Source organism: Cellulosimicrobium cellulans (genome assembly GCF_016921195.1).
Taxonomy (GTDB): domain Bacteria; phylum Actinomycetota; class Actinomycetes; order Actinomycetales; family Cellulomonadaceae; genus Cellulosimicrobium; species Cellulosimicrobium cellulans_F.
In genome coordinates, this window is record NZ_JAFGYF010000004.1 from 17860 (window position 1) to 35612 (window position 17753).

Consider the following 17753-nt stretch of genomic DNA (forward strand, 5'->3'; position numbering starts at 1 on the left):
GGGGTCCCTCACGGGGTCTCGCGCGCGTCGCGCTCGACGACGACGGCGCGCGCGAGCCACGCGGCGACGGCGCCGGGGTCGTCGAGGTCGGGCAGGTCGCCGGGGACCCACGTCGCGAGTGACGCGTGCGTGCTCGCGCGCTGCGTCCCGGGACGCAGCACCCCGTCGGAGACGCCTCGCCGGGCCGGGGCGTCGTGGGTGAGGGCGGCGACCAGCGCGTGCGCGTCGAGGCCCGCCGCCGCGAGCGCGCGCAGCTCGCGCGGGTTCAGGCCCGGCGGCAGCGGCCCGTTGCCGAGGTCGGTGCCGTAGACGACCGTCCCGCCCAGCGCGACGAAGCGCCGCACGTTGTCGACCGCGACGTCCTGCTCGGCCGTCGGGCTCCCCCACCCGTGGACGTCGAGCGTGCTCACCCAGACGGTCCGGCTCTCCCCTGTCCCGCCGAGCACGACCTGAGGGACGTGATGCGGCCCTTCCCGACCGTCAGGTCGTGGTCGACCGCGGGCAGGGTCGTGCTCGGCGACGGGGGACGGCGGCTCGACGCTCGGGCGGGAGGACGGGCGGGGTCGCGCCATCGCGGCGAGCAGCTCGTCGGGCAGGCGCTCGGAGAACGGGGCGTGCGCGAGCCGGTCGACGCCCGCCTCGAACGCGCGCACCGCCATGCCCGGGCCCTCGACGTGCGCGACGACGTCCCGGCCCCGCGCGTGGGCGTGCCCGACGAGCGCGGCGAGCGTGACGTCGTCGGGCACCGGGCCGGCCTCGGAGTGCAGGGCGACCTTGACGAACGACGCGCCCACGGCGACCTGGCGGTCGACCGCCGCCACGGCCGCGTCGGGCGAGCCGACCTCCTCCACCGACCCGGCCGGCGCCCACGACCGGTCCGCAGGGTAGCCGCCCGGCGCGGTGAGGAACGCGCCCGCGAACGCGACCTCGGGGAAGCCCGAACGGCCCGGCCACGTGCGCGCGACGTCGGGCACCCAGCCGAGGTCGTGCACGACGGCGATCCCGCCGCGCCGCACCGCGACGGGGTCGACGAGGCCGAGGTGCACGTGCACGTCGACGAGCGGCGGGAGCCACGTGCCGCCGTCGCCCGGCCGGCCGAGGCTCACGACCGCCCGATCTCGGTGCGGACCGCGAACAGCTCGGGGAAGAACGTGAGGTCGAGGGCCTTCTGGAGGAACCCGACGCCGCTCGACCCGCCCGTCCCGCGCTTGGTCCCGATGATGCGCAGGACCGTCTTCATGTGGCGGAACCGCCAGAGCTGGAAGTTGTCCTCGAGGTCGACGAGCTCCTCGCACGTCTCGTACGCCGACCAGTGGGCCTCCGGGTCGTCGTAGATGCGGCGGAAGACCTCGACGAGGTCGTCGTCGAGCGTGTGCGCGACGGTGACGTCGCGGTCGAGGACGCGCTGCGGGACGTCGTGGCCGTGCCGCGCGAGGTGGCGCAGGAACTCGTCGTAGACGCTCGGCTCGGCGAGCAGCCAGGCGAGCTCGGCGCGGGCGGCGGGCTCGGCGTCGAACACCGAGAGCATGCGCGCGTTCTTGTTGCCGAGCAGGAACTCGACCGCGCGGTACTGCCACGACTGGAAGCCCGACGCGTGCCCGAGGAACCCGCGGAACTGCGCGTACTCGCTCGGGGTGAGCGTCGCGAGGACGGACCACTGCTCGGTGAGCGTGCGCTGCACGTGCTTGACGCGCGCGATGCGCTTGAGCGCGGCGCCCAGCTCGTCGGCGGCGAGGAGGTCACGCGCGGAGAGGAGCTCGTGCAGCACGAGCTTGAGCCAGAGCTCGGTCGTCTGGTGCTGGACGATGAACAGCATCTCGTCGTGGTGCTCGGGATCGCTCACGGGCTCCTGCGCCGCGAGCAGCGTGTCGAGGTGCAGGTACGACCCGTACGTCATCTGCTCGCGCAGGTCCGTGACGATGTCGGACTCGAGCGCGCGCTCGTTCGGCGCGGGCAGCGGTGCGTCGGCCATCCGTCGAGCGTATGCCACGACCGTGACGACCGCCAGATCCGTGCGATGCGCCGGGACGGCCGGTCAGTCGTCGGTCGCGACGCGGCGCTCCTCCTCGGCGACCGACTCGCCCGTCGGGTCCTCGGCGACGAGGTCGTCCAGCGCCGGGCCGCCCAGCGGTCCGTCGCTCAGCCCGACGAGGCGCCAGCCCGACGCCGGGTCCCCCTCGACCTCCACGAGCCCGGTGTTGGCGAGCGGAGTCCAGGCGAGCAGGTCCAGGTCGACACCGTCGACGCGCGCGCACGCCCACGCGCGGATCGCCGCGCCGTGCGACACGACGACGGCGGTCCGCCAGCCGGTGCGCGCGACGGTCGCGACGGCGTCGTCGTAGCGGGCGAGGAACTCGGCACCGTCGGGGCCGCCGGGCATCCGACGGCCGGGCTCGCCACGACCCCACGCGAACACCGTCTCGAGGTAGGTCGCGTGGTCGTCGTGCTCGGCCGACATCTCGAGGTCGCCCGCGTCGACCTCGCGGAAGCCGTCGAGCTCGAGCGGGTCGTAGCCGTGCCGCTCGGCCAGCGGGGCGGCCGTGAGGTGCGTGCGCACCAGCGTCGAGACCGCGACGCCGTCGACCACGCGGTCCGCGAGCGCGTCCGGGATCGCCGCGGCCTGTCGTGCGCCGAGCGCGGTGAGGCCCGGGCCGGGCAGGGCGGTGTCGAGCAAACCGGCGACGTTGGACGGGGTCTGTCCGTGACGGACGAGGAGCAGGCGCATGGTTCTCCGGATCTCGGGGTCTCCTGCCACCCTACGAGCCACGCCACGACCCGTGGCGCCGTGGCACGCTGGGGCCATGTCCCGCCGCGAGCTCGTCGTCCTCGGGACGGCCAGCATGGTCCCGACCCGGACGCGCAACCACAACGGCTACGTCCTGTTCTGGGACGACGAGGCGATCCTCTTCGACCCCGGCGAGGGCACGCAGCGGCAGATGACGTACGCGGGCGTCTCCGCGACCGACCTCACGCGCATCGCCATCACGCACCTGCACGGCGACCACAGCCTCGGGCTCGCGGGAGTCTCCCAGCGCATCAGCGGCGACGGCGTGCGGCACACGATCGGGGTGACCTACCCGGCGTCGGGCCAGCGGTGGGTCGACCACCTGCTCGACGCGAGCGCCCACTTCCGCCGCGGGCACCTGGAGCTCCAGCCGCTCACGACGGACGGCGTCGTCCCGCCCGTGCCCGGCCGACCCGAGCCGGGGTTCACGCTGCGCGCCGAGCGGCTCGACCACACGCTCGAGGCCATGGGCTACCGCCTCGACGAGCCCGACGGGCGGTCGCTCGACCCCGCGCTCCTCGCGCGGCGCGGGCTCGCCGGGCCCGTGGTGGGCGAGCTGCAGCGCGTGGGCAGCGTCGTGGCGCCCGACGGCCGGACCGTCACCCTCGACGAGGTGAGCGGACCGCGACCCGGGCAGTCGTTCGCGTTCGTCATGGACACGCGCCTGTGCGACGCCGTGCACCGCCTCGCGGACGGCGTCGACCTGCTCGTCATCGAGTCGACCTTCCTGGACCGCGACCGCGACCAGGCGGAACGCTGGGGCCACCTCACGGCCCGGCAGGCGGCGACGGTCGCGGCCGAGGCCGGCGTCCGCTCGCTCGTGCTCACGCACTTCTCGCAGCGCTACCCCGACCCCACGGAGTTCTGGCGCGAGGCGCGCGAGGTGTTCGACGGCGAGCTCACCGTCGCGCAGGACCTCGACCGCGTGCGCGTCCCCCACCGCCGCCGCCCCGCCTGATCCCCAGGTCGGACCACGGTTCTGCCTCGCGAGGTAGAACTCTGGTCCCACGAGGTAGAACCCTGGTCCCGCGAGGGAGAACACTGGTCCCGCGAAGTAGAACCGTAGTCTCGCGAAGTAGAACCGTGGTCTCGCGAGATAGAACCGTGGTCGTGCACGACGGCGGTCAGTCGCCGCGGGCGCGGCGGGTCGCGCGGTCGTTGGCGCGCTGGATCGCCTCGACGAGCTCGTCCTTGGTCATGGTCGACCGTCCGTCGACGTCCAGGCGGCGCGCGACGTCGAGCAGGTGCTCCTTGGTCGCGTTGGCGTCCACACCCCCGGCGGTGTCCGTGGTCGGGTCCAGGCCGCCCTGCTCCGCTCGATCGTCGGACGGGCCGGGCTCGTCCTTGAGCTCCCAGTGGTCGCCGATCTTCTCGTGCGTGTGCTTGAGCGCGGCGAACGCGACGCGCCGCGCGCGCTCCTCGGAGCCGTACTGCTCCCTCGCGGCGTCGTAGGCCTTGGCGAACGTGCGCTGCGCCTTCTCGTCCGAGCGCTGCAGCGTGCTCGGGATCTCGGACTGCTTCGCGTCGCCGTCGCGCGTGGTCTTCGGCACGGGTCACCTCCTGCTGCCCGACGGCGGTCGCCGCCTCCTCCGAGCGTCGCGCCGCGCGCGGGGGCTCGCGCGCCGAGCGGGCACCGCCCGTGCGAGATGTGCGGCAGGGAGAACGGTGCGGCGGGCGGGTGGGGCGCGGCCGCCCACGGAGCGGGAGCGTGCCCGGGGTGCCGGACCTACGCTGCCGGGATGTCGAGCGTCCTGCGGTTCCGCGGCCGCATCGCGGGGTGGGGCACGGCGTCGGGGACGCGCGTCGTCGTCGGGCGCTGGGACGCGTCGCCGTTCGGCGTGTTCGCCGACGTCATGGTCGAGCGGCCCGACGGCGAGCGGATCCTGCTCGCGCCGGCGCCCCCGGTCGCGGACCTGGTGGCGGCGACGTACCGGTTCGATCGGGTCGAGGTCTGCCCGGTGTCGGTCACGGATCTCGACCCCGAGGCGGTGATCGACCGACCAAAGTTCTCCTTCGTCCGACCAGGGCTCTATCTCGGCCGACCAGGGTTCTACCCCGGCCGACCGGGGGTCCCCCTCGCGGAGGGCGTGGCCTGGCGGGTGGTGGCCGGGCCGCTCGAGGCGCGGCTCGGCGTCGGGCCGCGGACGGTCCTGGGGCACGTGCTGCGCGCCGTGCCCCGCCGCGTCACGACGTCGCGGCACCTGACTCTCCTGACCGACCCGGTCGCGCGGGTGCTGCTGCGCGGCGTCCGGACGCGGGGCAGCGCCGGGCTCGGGCGCACCGAGCGCTACGGCGCGACGGACGTCCACGCGCTCGTCACCGCGGACACGCGATGGGACGGCGAGCCGCTCGGCGACCTGCGCGACGTCGACCCGCCCGTGCGGTTCGGCTTCGGGTCGACACCGCGCCGACCGAGCGTGACCGACGTCGTCACGACGATCGTCGCGCGGTGACGCGGCGCCACGAAGACGCCGAACCCGGGGTTCCTCCCCACGAAGCACGTGGGCTGAGGAGGAACCCCGGGTTCGGCAGCGGAACGGACCCGGTCAGACCGGGCGGGCCGAGAGCCAGCCCGCGAGGCGGTCCGGGCGGTCGGTGATGATCGCGTCGACGCCGAGCTCGACGGCGGCCGCCCAGTGCGCGGGCTCGTTGAGCGTCCAGACCGCGACGTCGAGACCGGCGTCGTGCAGGCGCTCCACGAGCCCCGGGTCCTCCAGGAGGAGCAGCCCCATCGGGTTGCACGCCACGACGTCGAGCTCGGCGCACCGCACGAGCACGTCGTCGTCGAGCGACGCGACGAGCAGCCCGCGGCGCAGGCCCGGGTCCGCCTCGCGCAGCGCCGCGACGGTCTCGGGCCAGAAGCTCTGCGCGACGACCCGGTCGGCGATGCCCGCGAACCGGATCAGCCCGGTGACGCGCCGCACCTGCTCGGGCGTCCACGCGCCCTTGAGCTCGAGCAGCAGGTCGGTGCCCGGCCGGCGCACGAGGAGGTCGATCACCTCGGCGAACGTCGGCACGCGCTGGCCGCCGAACGCCGGGGAGAACCACGACCCCGCGTCGAGCGCCCGGATCGCCGCACGGTCGAGCCGCGCGACCGTGCCGCTGCCGGACGTCGTCGCGTCCACGGTGTCGTCGTGGATGACGACGGGCTCGCCGTCGGCCGTGAGCTGCACGTCGATCTCGATGCTGTGCGCGCCGGCCCGCCACGCCGCCTCGAACGCGGCGAGCGTGTTCTGCGGCGCGACCGAGCTGTTGCCGCGGTGCGCGATGACGCGCGGACGCGCGGCGCGCTCCGACCCGGCGCCCGTGGGCGCGAGCGCGGTCGCCGTCACAGGTACGGCTCCACGTTCTCGCTGTACGCGGTCTCGATGCGCGGCGTGACGGACTCGAACGCGGTCGCCGGGTCGACGCCCTCGATGACGATCTGCTCGATCGCCTCGTTGAGCAGCGCGTCGGCGCCGGGGACGAACACGCGGACGTCGTCCTGGATGCGGGCCTTGTCGGCGAGCTGGTCGACGGCCGTGCGGAACTGCGGCGTGGTCTCGTAGATGGCCTTCATGGTGTCCGACTCGACGGCCGACGTGCGCACCGGCATGTAGCCCGTGTTCTGCGAGAAGTACGCGGTGTTCTCGGTGTTCGTGAGGAACGCGAGGAACATCGCCGCGGCGAGCTGCTGCTCGGGCGACTTCGACGACGGGATCGCGAGGCCGGTGCCGCCGGTCGGGGTGCCGCCGCCGGCCGGGCCGTCGGGCAGGTAGGCCGTACCGACCTCGAACGACGCCGCGTCGAGCGCGCCCTTGAGCGAGCCCGTCGAGCCGATGGTCGAGGCGATGAGGCCGGACGAGAAGTCGACCATCGCGTCGTCCGCGGAGAGCGTCGCGACGCCCTTCTCGTGGAACAGCTCGTGCAGGAACTGGCCGCCCGCGATCGACTCCTCCGAGTCGAGCGTGAGGTCGAAGCCGTCGGAGTAGGCGCCGCCCTGGCCCCAGATCATGTTCTCGAACCACCACGCGCCCCACGACGGACCGGTGGAGAGGCCGAACGTCGAGCCGCCGGCCGGGACGAGCGGCTTGAGGGATGCGTCCCACTGCTCGAGCTCTTCCCACGTCTCGGGACCGCGGTCGGGCAGGCCGGCCGCCGTCCACAGGTCCTTGTTGTAGTAGAACAGCGGCGTCGAGCGCGCGTAGGGCACGGCCCAGTGCTGGTCGTCGTACTCGTAGTCCGCGTAGAGCGCGGGCTGGAAGTCGTCCGCGTCGGCCTCGACGAACTCGAGCACGTCGTCGAGCGGCATGATCTGGTCGTTGAGGTGGTAGCGGAACCACCACACGTCGGACGCGATGACGACGTCGGGCAGCTCGTCGGTCTGCGACGCGGCCTGGAAGCGCTGCGCGACCTCGTCGTAGTTGGCACCGGCCGTGACGAGGTTGACCGTGATGCCGGACTCCTCCTCGAACCGGTCGATGAGCTCCTGCTCGATCTCCTGCGACGTGCCGGGGTGGTTGCTCCACCACGTGATCTCGGACGCCGGCTCGACGGCGGACCAGTCGACGGCCTCGGCCGTCGCGTCGTCGCCCGCGGTGCCGGCGCCGTCGGCCCCGGCCACGCTCGGGCCGGCGCACGCGGTGAGCGCGAGGGCGGTGACCGCCGTGAGGGCGGTGGCGGCGGCGCGGACCCGACGGCGGCGCGCGGGCCGGCCGGGTGCGGTGCGGTGGGACACAGGTGCTCCTTCAGGTCGTGCACCGGGTCTCGGTGCGCTTCGGGGAACCCGGACCGCTGCGGGCGGCCCGGGGAGCTCGATGGTGGTGTGCGGGCACACGGGGGGCGCGGCCCGCCCGGGGTGGGCGCCGTCGTCGGGCACGACGGCGTGGGGTGGGTCAGCCGGTGACCGCGCCGGCCGTGAGGCCCGCGACGAGCCGGCGCTGGAGGACGAGGAAGACGACGAGGATCGGCAACGTCACGACCACCGTCGCGGCGAGAAGCACACCCCAGTTCGTCATGCCGTCGGTGTTCTGCAGCAGCGTGAGGCCCACGGGGAGGGTCATCTTGTCCGGGCGGTCGATGACGAGGAACGGCCAGAGGTAGTCGTTCCACTCCGTCACGACGGACACGAGCGCGACCGCGGCGAGCGTCGGCGTGCTCATGGGCACGACGAACCGCCACAGCTTGCGCCAGTGCCCCGCGCCGTCGAGCTCGGCGGCCTCGAGGATCGAGCGCGGCAGCGTGAGGAAGTGCTGCCGGAACAGGAACGTCCCGAACGCGCTCGCCAGGCCCGGCACGAGGATGCCCTGGTAGGTGTTGAGCCACCCGAGGCTCGCGACGAGCGTGTAGTTGGGGATGATCGTGATCTGCGGCGGGATCATGAGCGTCGCGATGACGAGACCGAACACGACCTTCTTGAACGGGAAGTCGAGGAACACCAACGCGTACGCGCACGTGAGGCCCAGCGCGACCTTGAGGCCCGCGCCCACGACCGTGATCCCGACGCTGTTGAGCAGCAGGCGCCCCAGCGGGATCGAGTCCGCGGCCTGCGCGTAGTTGTCGAGGTTCACGCTGCCCGGGAGCCACTGCAGCGGGACGGTGTAGAGCTCGGCGGGCGTCTTCATGCTCGCGAGCACCATCCACACGAGCGGCGCGCCGAGCACGACGGTCGCGAGGACCAGGGCGAGGTACCCGCCCGGCTGGAGGGCCCGGCGTCGGGCACGGGGTGCGCCCGGCGAGCGGGGCGCGAGGGCGGCCGGCGTGGCGGGTGCCGTCTCGGGGCGGGCGGGCGCGACGGCGCTCATGCGTAGTGGACCTTCCGCTGGACGAACCGCATCTGCACCGCGGTCACCGCGAGCAGCACGAGGAAGAGGACGGTGGCGACCGCCGACGCGTACCCGGCGCGCCCGTTGACGAAGCTCTCCTCGTAGATCGAGTACATGAGCGTCGTCGTCGAGCCGAGCGGGCCGCCCTGCGTCATCGCCTTGATGATGTCGAAGGACTGGAGCGACGCGAGGAGCATCGTCACCACGAGGAAGAACGTCGTCGGGGTGAGCAGCGGCAGGACGATCGAGCGCAGCGTCCGCGCCGACGACGCGCCGTCGAGCGCGGCCGCGTCCTTCAGGTCCTGCGGGACGGACTGGAGGCCCGCCAGGTAGATGAGGGCGACGTACCCGAGGTTCTTCCACAGGTAGACGACGACGATCATCACGAGCGGCCACGGGCGTTGCGTGTACCACTGCGGCGACGCGACGCCGACCCACCCGAGCAGCTCCTGGACCAGCCCGTAGCGCGGGTCGAACATGAACAACCACAGGATCCCGACCGCGAAGCCCGACAGCACGTACGGCGCGAACGCGACCGTCCGAGCGACGCCGCGGCCCTTGAGGCGGCGGTTGAGGAGCAGCGCCAGACCCAGGCCGAGGACCATCGCGCCGCCGACCGTCGCGAGCGTGAACACGAGCGTCGTCGTGACGATGCGGCCCGTCGTCGGGGCCGTGAACCACTCGACGTAGTTGCCCAGCCCGACCGGCCGCGCGACCGGCGACCCGAGGTTCCACTGGAGCGTCGAGAGGTAGAAGCTCTGCAGCAGCGGCCGGTAGACGAACACGAGCAGGAGCACGAGGTTCGGGCCCGCGAGCAGGAGCGCCCACAGCAGGTTCCGCCGACGGCGGCGCGCGCCCAGGCGGCTGCGGTGCAGCGCCTGCGCCTCGCGGTCGGCCGGGCCCGACGGCGCGCGGCCCGTGGGTGCGACCGCGCCGGTCGGGCGGGCGGCGGGCGAACCGGTCGCGGCGGCGTCGGCCGTGGGGGCCGTTGACGACGCGCGCGGCGCTCCGGAGGAACCCGGAGCATCCGGGGTGAAGACGGTGGTCACAGCACAGATCCGCTCGGACGAGGGAGGTGGTCACGGCCGGCGCGGCACCCGTCCTGCGGGTGGGCGGCCACGGCGAGCATAGGAAGCCGGTGCGCCGGTTTGATCCCTGAATGTCCGACTGCGGAGAGAGGCTTCGGGCAACGTTCACCGTCTCGTGCCCGACGTGCCACCTGCCCCTGTGGAGCGGCCACGTCGCGGACACCTGCACGGCCCTCGTCCACAGGACGGGACGGGCGGTTCCGTCCGTCGCGGGGTTTCGCTAGGTTGCTGGGCAGCCCGCGCGCCTCGTCGGCGAGGCGTGCGGTGGTTCGCATCGATCTGCAGGGGGTCTCGTGCGTCGTTCTCGTGTGCTGTCCCGTGCCCGACGGCGGTCGCTCGTCGTGGGCGTCGTCCTCGCCGTGGGCTGGGTGGTCGCCGGCTGCTCCGGCGGCGGCGATCCAGGTCCCGATCCGTCGGTCGAGGAGCCGGTCGAGTCGTCGGGGTCGCAGAGCCCTGAGCCGTCGCCGAGCGAGGCAGGTCCGGCGAAGCCCGAGCGCCCGGCGGCGATGGATCGTGCCGACGCCGAGGGCGCCGCCGCGGCGGCGGAGTACTTCGCCTCCCTCTACGGATACACCCTCGCCACCTTAGACAGCGCCGAATGGGAGGCGCTCGCACACGACTCCTGCGGGTTCTGCTCGGAGACGTTGGAGCAGGTGCGCTGGTTGCGTGAGTCAGGCGGCAGCCACACGGGCGGGGAACTCTCCCTCGTTATCGCCGACCCAGGAAAGTACGTTCGAGACGCGCAGACGGGCATCTGGCCGCTCGACGGCGTGGTGAAGCAAGCGACATTCACCGTGACGGACGGAACTGGTGCTGAGATCGCGTCCGAACCTGCTGGATCGAGGGAGGTCCGCGTTGAAGTTGGGCGCAACGACGGGCATTGGGTGATCGTCGAGATTTCTCCGATCCCGAAGGGCTGATCCGATGCCAGGAATTTCGCAACTGCCTGTCGCGATCGTCCTAGTCACCGCCGCTCTGATTCCAGTGAGCATCGGAAAGGTCGTGCCCCACAAGGCCGTGGCCGCGGCGCCTGCACCACCGCCACCGCCGGGGAACTGGAGTGGCATCGGCAAGATCGACAATCAAGGCGTTCACATCGAGGCCGAGCGCGCCACGCGTGGTGGCGGGACATACGAAGCGGGCGGGGCTGATGGCGGTCCTGCGGCGGAGCGGTACTTCCGCTCCACACAGAAGCTGTGCGACCTCTTCGACGGACTGGATGACCCGACATCCGACCTGTCGCAGGGGTGCGCAGACTTCGAGAGGCTCGTGGAGGGAGAGCAGCTCGAGTGCGAGGCCGACTCGTTCTACCTCGGCGCTCTGTACCGTCAGACCCGCGAGATTGGCGCCGACGGTACACCGGGTGCTTGGTCCGCGACCGGCGAGCCCGTCGCGGACCAGTCGTGCGTCACGCCGGCCGACCTCGCCGGAGAAGCCCAGCGCGCGTTCGCGACGCTCACGATCACGCCGTCACCGGTCATCGTGCAGCCCCCGGACGGGTGGACCCTGGTCAACGTCCCCACCATCACCTACACCCGACCCGACAACCAGATCCTCGACACCACCCTGCTCGGCATCCCCGTGCAGATCCGCGCCACCCCACGCTCGTTCACCTGGGACTACGGCGACGGCACCACCCCGCTCTCCACGACCGACCCCGGTGCCGCCTACCCGCACCACACCGTTGCGCACACGTACGACCAGCCCGCCGACCAGGTCCGGATCACGCTCACCACGACCTGGTCCGGGCAGTTCCGCATCACCGGCACCCCCACCTGGACCGACGTCACCGGCACCGCCACCACCACCAGCACCGCCGACCCGCTGCGCGTCTACGAAGCCCGCTCCCGCCTCGTCACCGACAACCTCTCCGACTGAGGAGCACCGCCCGCGAGATCGACCTGCGCGATCGCGATCGACCCTTACGAGGCCGATCTCGCGACGCTCAGTCCGATATCGCGAGCCACCGAGGCGCACGACGACGCCCGCGGCGCCGCTCATCGGCCGAGCGGTGCCGCGGGCGTGGCTGGGTGCTACGCGCAGGTGAGCGCGTCGTACGCGGCCGTCACCTCCGTCGTCGTGCCCGAGACGTCGGTGACGACGACGAGCGCCTCGCCCGCGTCGAGGGCGCCGCGGGCCTTGAACGACTGGTAGGCGTTCTTGCCCGGGTCGACCTGCGCGAAGGACCGCTCACCGAACGCGGTGCGGAGCGCGACGGCGACGGTCTCGTCGCCGTCGTTCGTCGCGCGGACCGCGAGGTACGGGGCGCCGCCGAGGCAGCGGGGCTGCGCGGTGACGGTGACCTGCGGGTCGACGGGCGGCACCTCGGCGGGGAAGACGTCGAGCGCGTCGAGCTCGGTGTACCAGGTGAGCTTGGTCAGGGCGACGGTGTTCCAGCCCTGCTGGAGCTCGACCTGGTGCGTCACGGACTGCCAGTTGCCCCACGTGGTGTGCGGGAAGGTGACGACACCCGCGTCCGCGCCGTTCACCGTCACCGTGCTCGTCGAGGCGAGCGTGTAGCCGCCGCGCTCGGAGCCGTTCGCGAACCGGACGCCGAGCGTGTACGGGCCCGCCTCGTCGGCGTGGACCTGGAGCGCGACGGAGCTGTCGAGGAAGTCGAGCCCACCGACCTTCTGGCCGCCGGAGGCACCCGACGCGCTCCCGACCGAGCCGTTCGTGATGACGCCGTCCTCGAACTCGTACCGCGTCGCGTCGGACGGGATGACGGGCGGCGCCGACTGGCGCGGGTCGCGCGTCGCCGGGTAGACGTCGAACGCGTCGAGCTCGGTGTAGAACGTCGCGCGGGTCAGCGTGATCGTGTTGGTGCCCGCGACGAGGTCGACGAGGTGCTCGGACGTCTGCCAGTTGCCCCACGTGGTGTGCGGGAAGACGACGGTCTCCGTGATCTCGCCGTTGACGGCCAGCGTCCCGGTCGACGGCACGCGCGTCGAGCCGTCGAGGGAGCCGTTGGCGAACCGGATGCCCAGGAGGGCCGGGCCGGCCTCGTCGGCGTGCACCTCGACCGTCACGGACGAGTCCGCGAAGTCCAGGCCGCCGACCTTGGCCCCGCCCGACGCCCCGCCGTCGGCCACGACGCGCGCGTTCGTGACGACGCCGTCCTCCGCCTGGTAGCGGTCGGACGCCTGCGGGACGAACGGGACGCCGTCGGACGTCCACTCGAGGTCCGCGACGTACATCGCGCGATAGGTGAACGCCTCGTTCCAGCCATGGAAGACGATCGCGTCCGAGCCGTCCGGCGCGGTCACGACGTCCTGCCCGCCCGGGCCGCGGACGTCGCCCTGGAAGCGGTCGCTCGTCATGAGCTCCGTCGTCGCCTTGGTCCACGGGCCGGCGAGGCTCGGCGCCGTCGCGTACGACGTGCGGTACGCACCGCCGTAGAAGTCGTTCGCCGAGTAGAAGAGGTAGTACGTGCCGTCGCGCTCGAGGAGCGTCGGGCCCTCGACGACGCGGCCCTCGTAGGCCTTGTCCACACGGATGAGCTCGACGGGCGGGCCGGTGAGCGTCGCGCCGTCGGGCGAGAGCGGCTGGGCGAAGATGATCGCCGTCTTGCCCGTGCAGCAGTTCCCGTCAGCCTTCCACAGCAGGTAGAGCTGGTCGCCGTCGACGAACGTCGCGGCGTCGATCGCGCCGCCGAGGTCCTCCGTGCCTGCTTCGCCGTTGGGGCAGACGATCGGGTCGTCGCCGACGGGGACGAACGGACCGTCCGGAGTGTCGGACAGCGCGACGCCGAGGCACTGGCGCGGCGACGTCGCGTCGCGCGCCGTGTAGTACAGGGCGTAGCCGCCCTCGACCGCGGACACCTCCGGGGCCCACACGCACCGGTCGGTCGCACCGCCCGGCGAGAACGTGCACGACTCGCTGACCCAGGCACCGAGGTCGGGCGCGACGTCGGTGGGCGCACTCCACGTGACCAGGTCCGTCGACGTCCGATGCTGCACGTTCTGGCCCTGGTTGTTCGTCGCGTAGGCGTGATAGACGCCGTCGACGAGAAGGATGTCGGGGTCGGGGAAGTTCGCGTCGACGACCGGAGAGATGGTCGGCTCGGCGGTGGCCGCGGGTGCCGCGGCCGGCACGCTCGCCGGGGCCGGCGCCGCCGTGGCGGCGGCCGCGCCCGAGACCGCCAGCCCGAGCGCGACCAGCGCACTCGTGACAGCGGTGGCACGCGAGCGCGCGCGGGACAGGGAGAGCTTCATGGGTGTCCTCTCGACGGTGAGGGGGCAAGAACCCGGGACGGCGACGACCTCGGGGCTTCGAGTGTCCCGGGCGGATCCACACAAGTCAACAACTTCTCGCAAGAGTCAACACCCGCGGTGGTGCTGACCACGGCGCGCGGCATCACGCGATGGAGGCCCGACTCCCTCGGTAGTGCTCACGTCCGACGGCGGTCCGGGAGTCCCGCAGCGAGGCGCAGCTCCGCGTACGCCGCGCCGAGCGTCGCGACCGTGTGGTGCGCGTTGAGGCCGCTCGGGTTCGGGAGCAGCCACGCCCGCGCGGGGCCGACGCGCCGCTCCAGCGGGCCGGTCGCGGCGCGGCGGTCCGCGAAGGCCGTGCGGTACGCGCCCAGGCCGAGCACCGCGACCCACCGCGGCCGGTACGTCTGCGCCGTCTCGACGAGGCGGCGTCCACCCGCGACGATCTCCTCCGGCGTCAGCTCGTCCGCCCGCGCGGTCGCCCGTCGCACGACGTTCGTCATCCCCAGCCCGGCGTCGAGGAACGCGTCGCGCTCCCACGGCCCGAGCACCCGCTCCGTGAATCCCGCCTCGTGCATCGCCTTCCAGAACCGCGTGCCCGGGTTCGCGAAGGGCAGCCCGACCGCCGCCGAGTACAGCCCGGGGTTGATCCCGCAGAGCAGCACGTCGAGGTCGGGCCGGAGCCAGTCCTCGATCTCGCGGCCGCGCGCGGCGGCGAGCTCGTCGGCTGTCGGGCGCGCGTAGGGCGGGTCGGTCGGCACCGGACCATCCTCGCCCGGACGTCAGCCCCAGGGCTGCCCGTACGCCTCGACGAGGTCGCGCACCTCGTCGTCGGTGAGGAGCCGCGCGTCGAGCCGGTCCCCGAGCAGCAACCGGACGCGCGCCGCTTCCTCGATCTCGACCGCGCGGTCGACGGCCTCCGCGACCGTGCGCCCGGCCGCGATGGACCCGTGGTTCTGGAGCAGTGCCCCGTGGAAGCGCAGCGCGCTCCCCCGCACGCGCTCGGCCTGCGCCGGGTCTCCCGGCGCGGCGTACCGGACGAGCGGCACGTTGCCCACGCGCATGACGACGTACGGCGTGACCGGCGCGAACGCCGTGTGCTCGCGCCACGGAGCGAGGCACGACGCCGCGACGGCGCTCGGCGAGTGGAGGTGCACGACGCAGCGGTACTCCGGGTCGCGCGCGTACATCGCGAGGTGCAGCGGCCACTCCTTGGTGGGCCGCGGCGCCGGGCCGTCGCCCTCCGTGACGGGGGTGCCGTCGAGCGTCGTGCGGGCCATCTGCTCGGCGGTGAGGGTCGCGAGGGACGTGCCGCTCGCGCTCATGCGCACCTCGTCGCCGACGCGCACGGACACGTTGCCCGACGTCCCGGGCGACATCCCGCTCGCGGCGAGACCCCGCCCGGCGGCGAGCAGCTCCTCGACCGGGTCGCTCATGCGAGCACCTCCCACGCGGTGACGAAGAGGTCCTCGGTGCCGAAGTTGCCCGACTTGAGGACGAGGTTGACGTCGTCGGCCCCGCGGCGGCGACCGCGCAGCCAGGACACGCCCGGGCTCAGGAGCTGCCCGACCTCGAGCACGTGCACCCCGAGCCCCTGGACGACGCTCCCCGACGTCTCGCCGCCCGCCACGACGAGCTGCGTCGCGCCCGCCTCCGCGAGCCGCGGCGCGAGCGCGGCGAACAGCCGCTCGACCACGGCCGACGCGTCTGCGGTCACCGCACGCCCGCGCGCGACGTCGTCCGGCTCGCCCACGGAGTACACGAGCACCGGTCGGTCGGGCTGCTCGGCCCAGCGCTCGCGTGCCCAGGCGAGGAGCCGCTCGACCTCCGCGTCCGGGTCCGCGAGCGCCGCCGCGACGTCGACCTTCTGGTACGGCAGGTGCGGCAGGGCCGCCCGGACCTGCGCCTGGGTGGCGCGCGACGCGCTGCCCGCGAGGACCGCGCGTCGGCCCGGGACGGCGGCGATGTCGCCGAGCGTCGCACCCGTCGGGTCGAGTCCGAGCGCGAGCCCGGAGCCGCCCGTGACGAGCGGGGCGTCGGACGTGGCGCGGGCGATGACCGCGAGGTCGTCGTTGTCGATGCTGTCGACGACGACATACCGCGCTCCCTCTGCCTCGGCCGCGACGATCGCGCCCCGCAGCGCCTGCTCGCCGGCCCGCACTGCGCCGACCGGCACCTCGGCTACCGGGTGCGCGGTCTGCGCCGCGAGGAGGTTCGCGACGCGCGAGTCCCACATGGGATTGAGCGGGTGGTCCTTCATGGGGCTGCGGTCGAGCGGGTCGTCCCCCACGAACAGGTGACCGCGGAAGACCGTGCGGCCGGCGTCCGGAAAGCCCGGGACGACGACGGCGCTGCGCGCGCCGGTCTCCTCCAGCAGCGCGTCCGCGACGGGTCCGATGTTGCCCTCGGGCGTGGAGTCGAACGTCGAGCAGTACTTGTCGTAGACCTGCGTGACGCCGAGCGCAGCGAGCGCGCGGTAGGCCGCGCGCGCCTGCTCCACGGCCTGGGGGGCGGGCACGGAGCGGATCTTCAGCGCGACCACGACGGCGTCGTGGTCGGCGAGGTCCGCGAGGTCGTCGGGACCCGGGACGCCCAGCACGACGGCGGTCCGCAGACCACGGGCCCTCCAGTTGCCGGCGAGGTCGGTGGCCCCGGTGAAGTCGTCGGCGATCGCGCCGCGCATCGGTGTCTCCTCTGGTCGGTCGGGTCGTCGGTCGTCGCGGGCGGCGCGGTCGACGCGCCGACGCGGCTCGGGGCCGCGGTACGGCGTCACGCGTCGCCCGAGCGGATGCGCTCGGCCCACTCCACGACCTGGGGGTCGACGTGGTCGAGCACCTCGGACGAGGCCTCCGCCCACTCGGCACGGTCGATCTCGTGCAGCTCGACGCCGCGCTCGACCAGGAAGTCGACGTTCTCCTGCCGCTCGGCGATCGACGTCTCGCGGTACCAGGAGGAGACGTCGTCGATCTCGGCGTCGACGATCGCGCGGAGGTCGTCGGGCCAGCCCTCGTAGGCGTCGGCCCAGACCTGGAAGTGGAAGTTGCCGAACACGTGCTCGGTGAGCGTGACGTGCGGCGCGACCTCGTAGAACGAGTTGAACCGCACGACGTCGATCGGGTTCTCCTGGCCCTCGACCGCGCCCTGCTCGATCGCGGGGAAGACCTCGCTGAGCGCGAGCGGCATGGGGCTCGCACCGAGCGCGTGCCACGTGTCGAGGTAGGTCTGCTGGGTCGGGACGCGCAGCTTGAGGCCGCGCGCGTCGGCGAGCTCGGTGACGGGACGCTGCGTGTTGAGCACGCGCCCGCCGCGGTACATCTGGCCGAGCAGCAGGAACCCGGAGTCCTCCCGGATGGCCTCGATGATCTCGTCGCCGAGCGGTCCGTCCCAGACCTCGAGGAACTGGTCCTCGTCCTCGTAGAGGAACGGCACGCCCTCGATCGCAGCGAGGTCGGTGTACCGCTCGAGCGAGCCGACGGACTCGACGACGATGTCGACGGCGCCGAACTCCAGACCCTCCTGCATGTCCTCCCAGCTCCCGAGCTGGGAGGCCGGGTAGACCTCGATCTTCACGCGGCCGTCGGAGGCGTCGGCGACCTGCTCGGACAGCCGGTTCGCGGCGCGGTCCTGCAGGCTCCCGGCGCCGTACGAGTGGCCGAGGCGGAGCAGCAGGTCGGGCTCGGGGTCCGTCGTCGTGGCCGTGCAGCCGCCGAGGGCGAGCGCGCTCGCGACGACCAGGGCGGCGACGCGACGGTGCGGCGCGGTGGTTCTCTTCCCCACGGGAAGCTCCTTCGTGTGCGGGGCGGGCGAGGGCGCGGGACGCCCTCGCCCGCCGGGGTGCTGGTGCCGGTGGCGGGTGTCGACCGTC

The 17753-nt window shown here is 73.3% G+C and carries 17 protein-coding genes; 4 read left to right on the forward strand and 13 right to left on the reverse strand.

The annotated features are described in order from the left end of the window. Nucleotides 1-8 precede the first annotated feature (8 nt). The 3 genes from JN535_RS10230 to JN535_RS10240 all read right to left on the reverse strand — a co-directional run bounded on the left by JN535_RS10230 (nt 9) and on the right by JN535_RS10240 (nt 2755). Nucleotides 9-1106, reverse strand: a complete 1098-nt coding sequence (locus tag JN535_RS10230; RefSeq protein WP_205205464.1) for an amidohydrolase family protein — start codon at nt 1104-1106, stop codon at nt 9-11. Continuing rightward, on the reverse strand, nt 1103-1972 hold the full coding sequence (locus JN535_RS10235) for a tryptophan 2,3-dioxygenase (protein WP_205205465.1): 870 nt from the start codon (nt 1970-1972) through the stop codon (nt 1103-1105). The genes JN535_RS10230 and JN535_RS10235 overlap by 4 nt, the downstream gene beginning before the upstream one ends. A 63-nt stretch (nt 1973-2035) precedes the next feature. Continuing rightward, nucleotides 2036-2755 (reverse strand): histidine phosphatase family protein, encoded by a 720-nt coding sequence (locus JN535_RS10240; protein ID WP_307868547.1) that lies wholly within the window; start codon nt 2753-2755, stop codon nt 2036-2038. Nucleotides 2756-2801: 46 nt separating this feature from the next. Between JN535_RS10240 and JN535_RS10245 the strand changes: the two genes are divergently transcribed. Next, nucleotides 2802-3743: a ribonuclease Z gene (locus JN535_RS10245; RefSeq protein ID WP_205205466.1), complete on the forward strand. Its 942-nt coding sequence runs from the start codon at nt 2802-2804 to the stop codon at nt 3741-3743. Between the two features lie 166 nt (nt 3744-3909). Here the strand turns inward: JN535_RS10245 and JN535_RS10250 are convergent, their stop codons facing one another. Next, nucleotides 3910-4335, reverse strand: a complete 426-nt coding sequence (locus tag JN535_RS10250; RefSeq protein WP_205205467.1) for a ChaB family protein — start codon at nt 4333-4335, stop codon at nt 3910-3912. A 189-nt stretch (nt 4336-4524) separates the two neighbouring features. Here JN535_RS10250 and JN535_RS10255 point away from each other — a divergent pair, with 189 nt between their 5' ends. Next, nucleotides 4525-5238 carry a hypothetical protein gene (locus tag JN535_RS10255; RefSeq protein WP_205205468.1) on the forward strand — a complete coding sequence of 238 codons (714 nt, stop codon included), beginning with the start codon at nt 4525-4527 and terminating at the stop codon, nt 5236-5238. A 93-nt stretch (nt 5239-5331) separates the two neighbouring features. Here the strand turns inward: JN535_RS10255 and JN535_RS10260 are convergent, their stop codons facing one another. From JN535_RS10260 to JN535_RS10275, 4 genes are all read right to left on the reverse strand, one after another. Then, the gene (locus JN535_RS10260; RefSeq protein WP_205205469.1) at nt 5332-6117 is read right to left on the reverse strand and encodes a glycerophosphodiester phosphodiesterase; all 786 of its coding nucleotides are present in this window, start codon (nt 6115-6117) and stop codon (nt 5332-5334) included. Then, nucleotides 6114-7502: an ABC transporter substrate-binding protein gene (locus JN535_RS10265; RefSeq protein ID WP_205205470.1), complete on the reverse strand. Its 1389-nt coding sequence runs from the start codon at nt 7500-7502 to the stop codon at nt 6114-6116. The genes JN535_RS10260 and JN535_RS10265 overlap by 4 nt, the downstream gene beginning before the upstream one ends. Before the next feature lie 157 nt (nt 7503-7659). Next, nucleotides 7660-8568, reverse strand: coding sequence for a carbohydrate ABC transporter permease (locus tag JN535_RS10270; protein WP_205205471.1), 909 nt, complete (start codon nt 8566-8568; stop codon nt 7660-7662). After that, the gene (locus JN535_RS10275; RefSeq protein ID WP_307868550.1) at nt 8565-9638 is read right to left on the reverse strand and encodes a carbohydrate ABC transporter permease; all 1074 of its coding nucleotides are present in this window, start codon (nt 9636-9638) and stop codon (nt 8565-8567) included. The genes JN535_RS10270 and JN535_RS10275 overlap by 4 nt, the downstream gene beginning before the upstream one ends. A 380-nt stretch (nt 9639-10018) precedes the next feature. Here JN535_RS10275 and JN535_RS10280 point away from each other — a divergent pair, with 380 nt between their 5' ends. Together JN535_RS10280 and JN535_RS10285 are read left to right on the forward strand one after the other, a co-directional pair. Further along, complete coding sequence (locus JN535_RS10280) at nt 10019-10597, forward strand: DUF6318 family protein (RefSeq protein ID WP_205205472.1); 579 nt, start codon at nt 10019-10021, stop codon at nt 10595-10597. Nucleotides 10598-10946: 349 nt separating this feature from the next. After that, nucleotides 10947-11555: a hypothetical protein gene (locus JN535_RS10285; protein ID WP_205205473.1), complete on the forward strand. Its 609-nt coding sequence runs from the start codon at nt 10947-10949 to the stop codon at nt 11553-11555. Between the two features lie 155 nt (nt 11556-11710). Here the strand turns inward: JN535_RS10285 and JN535_RS10290 are convergent, their stop codons facing one another. From JN535_RS10290 to JN535_RS10310, 5 genes are all read right to left on the reverse strand, one after another. Then, nucleotides 11711-13891 (reverse strand): family 43 glycosylhydrolase, encoded by a 2181-nt coding sequence (locus JN535_RS10290; protein ID WP_205205474.1) that lies wholly within the window; start codon nt 13889-13891, stop codon nt 11711-11713. Nucleotides 13892-14067: 176 nt separating this feature from the next. Further along, nucleotides 14068-14649 carry a G/U mismatch-specific DNA glycosylase gene (mug, locus tag JN535_RS10295; protein ID WP_205205475.1) on the reverse strand — a complete coding sequence of 194 codons (582 nt, stop codon included), beginning with the start codon at nt 14647-14649 and terminating at the stop codon, nt 14068-14070. Nucleotides 14650-14670: 21 nt separating this feature from the next. Beyond that, nucleotides 14671-15324: a class II aldolase/adducin family protein gene (locus JN535_RS10300; RefSeq protein WP_205205476.1), complete on the reverse strand. Its 654-nt coding sequence runs from the start codon at nt 15322-15324 to the stop codon at nt 14671-14673. After that, on the reverse strand, nt 15321-16571 hold the full coding sequence (otnK, locus tag JN535_RS10305; RefSeq protein ID WP_205205477.1) for a 3-oxo-tetronate kinase: 1251 nt from the start codon (nt 16569-16571) through the stop codon (nt 15321-15323). The genes JN535_RS10300 and otnK overlap by 4 nt, the downstream gene beginning before the upstream one ends. A gap of 86 nt (nt 16572-16657) precedes the next feature. Beyond that, nucleotides 16658-17665, reverse strand: coding sequence for a TRAP transporter substrate-binding protein (locus JN535_RS10310; RefSeq protein ID WP_205205478.1), 1008 nt, complete (start codon nt 17663-17665; stop codon nt 16658-16660). Between the last annotated feature and the right edge of the window lie 88 nt (nt 17666-17753).

Coding starts and splice junctions, on each gene's coding strand:
- JN535_RS10300 (WP_205205476.1), bottom strand. CDS start 15,324: ATGAGCGACCCGGTCGAGGAGCTGCTCGCCGCCGGGCGGGGTCTCGCC.
- JN535_RS10270 (WP_205205471.1), bottom strand. CDS start 8,568: ATGAGCGCCGTCGCGCCCGCCCGCCCCGAGACGGCACCCGCCACGCCG.
- otnK (WP_205205477.1), bottom strand. CDS start 16,571: ATGCGCGGCGCGATCGCCGACGACTTCACCGGGGCCACCGACCTCGCC.
- JN535_RS10290 (WP_205205474.1), bottom strand. CDS start 13,891: ATGAAGCTCTCCCTGTCCCGCGCGCGCTCGCGTGCCACCGCTGTCACG.
- JN535_RS10245 (WP_205205466.1), top strand. CDS start 2,802: ATGTCCCGCCGCGAGCTCGTCGTCCTCGGGACGGCCAGCATGGTCCCG.
- JN535_RS10235 (WP_205205465.1), bottom strand. CDS start 1,972: ATGGCCGACGCACCGCTGCCCGCGCCGAACGAGCGCGCGCTCGAGTCC.
- JN535_RS10255 (WP_205205468.1), top strand. CDS start 4,525: ATGTCGAGCGTCCTGCGGTTCCGCGGCCGCATCGCGGGGTGGGGCACG.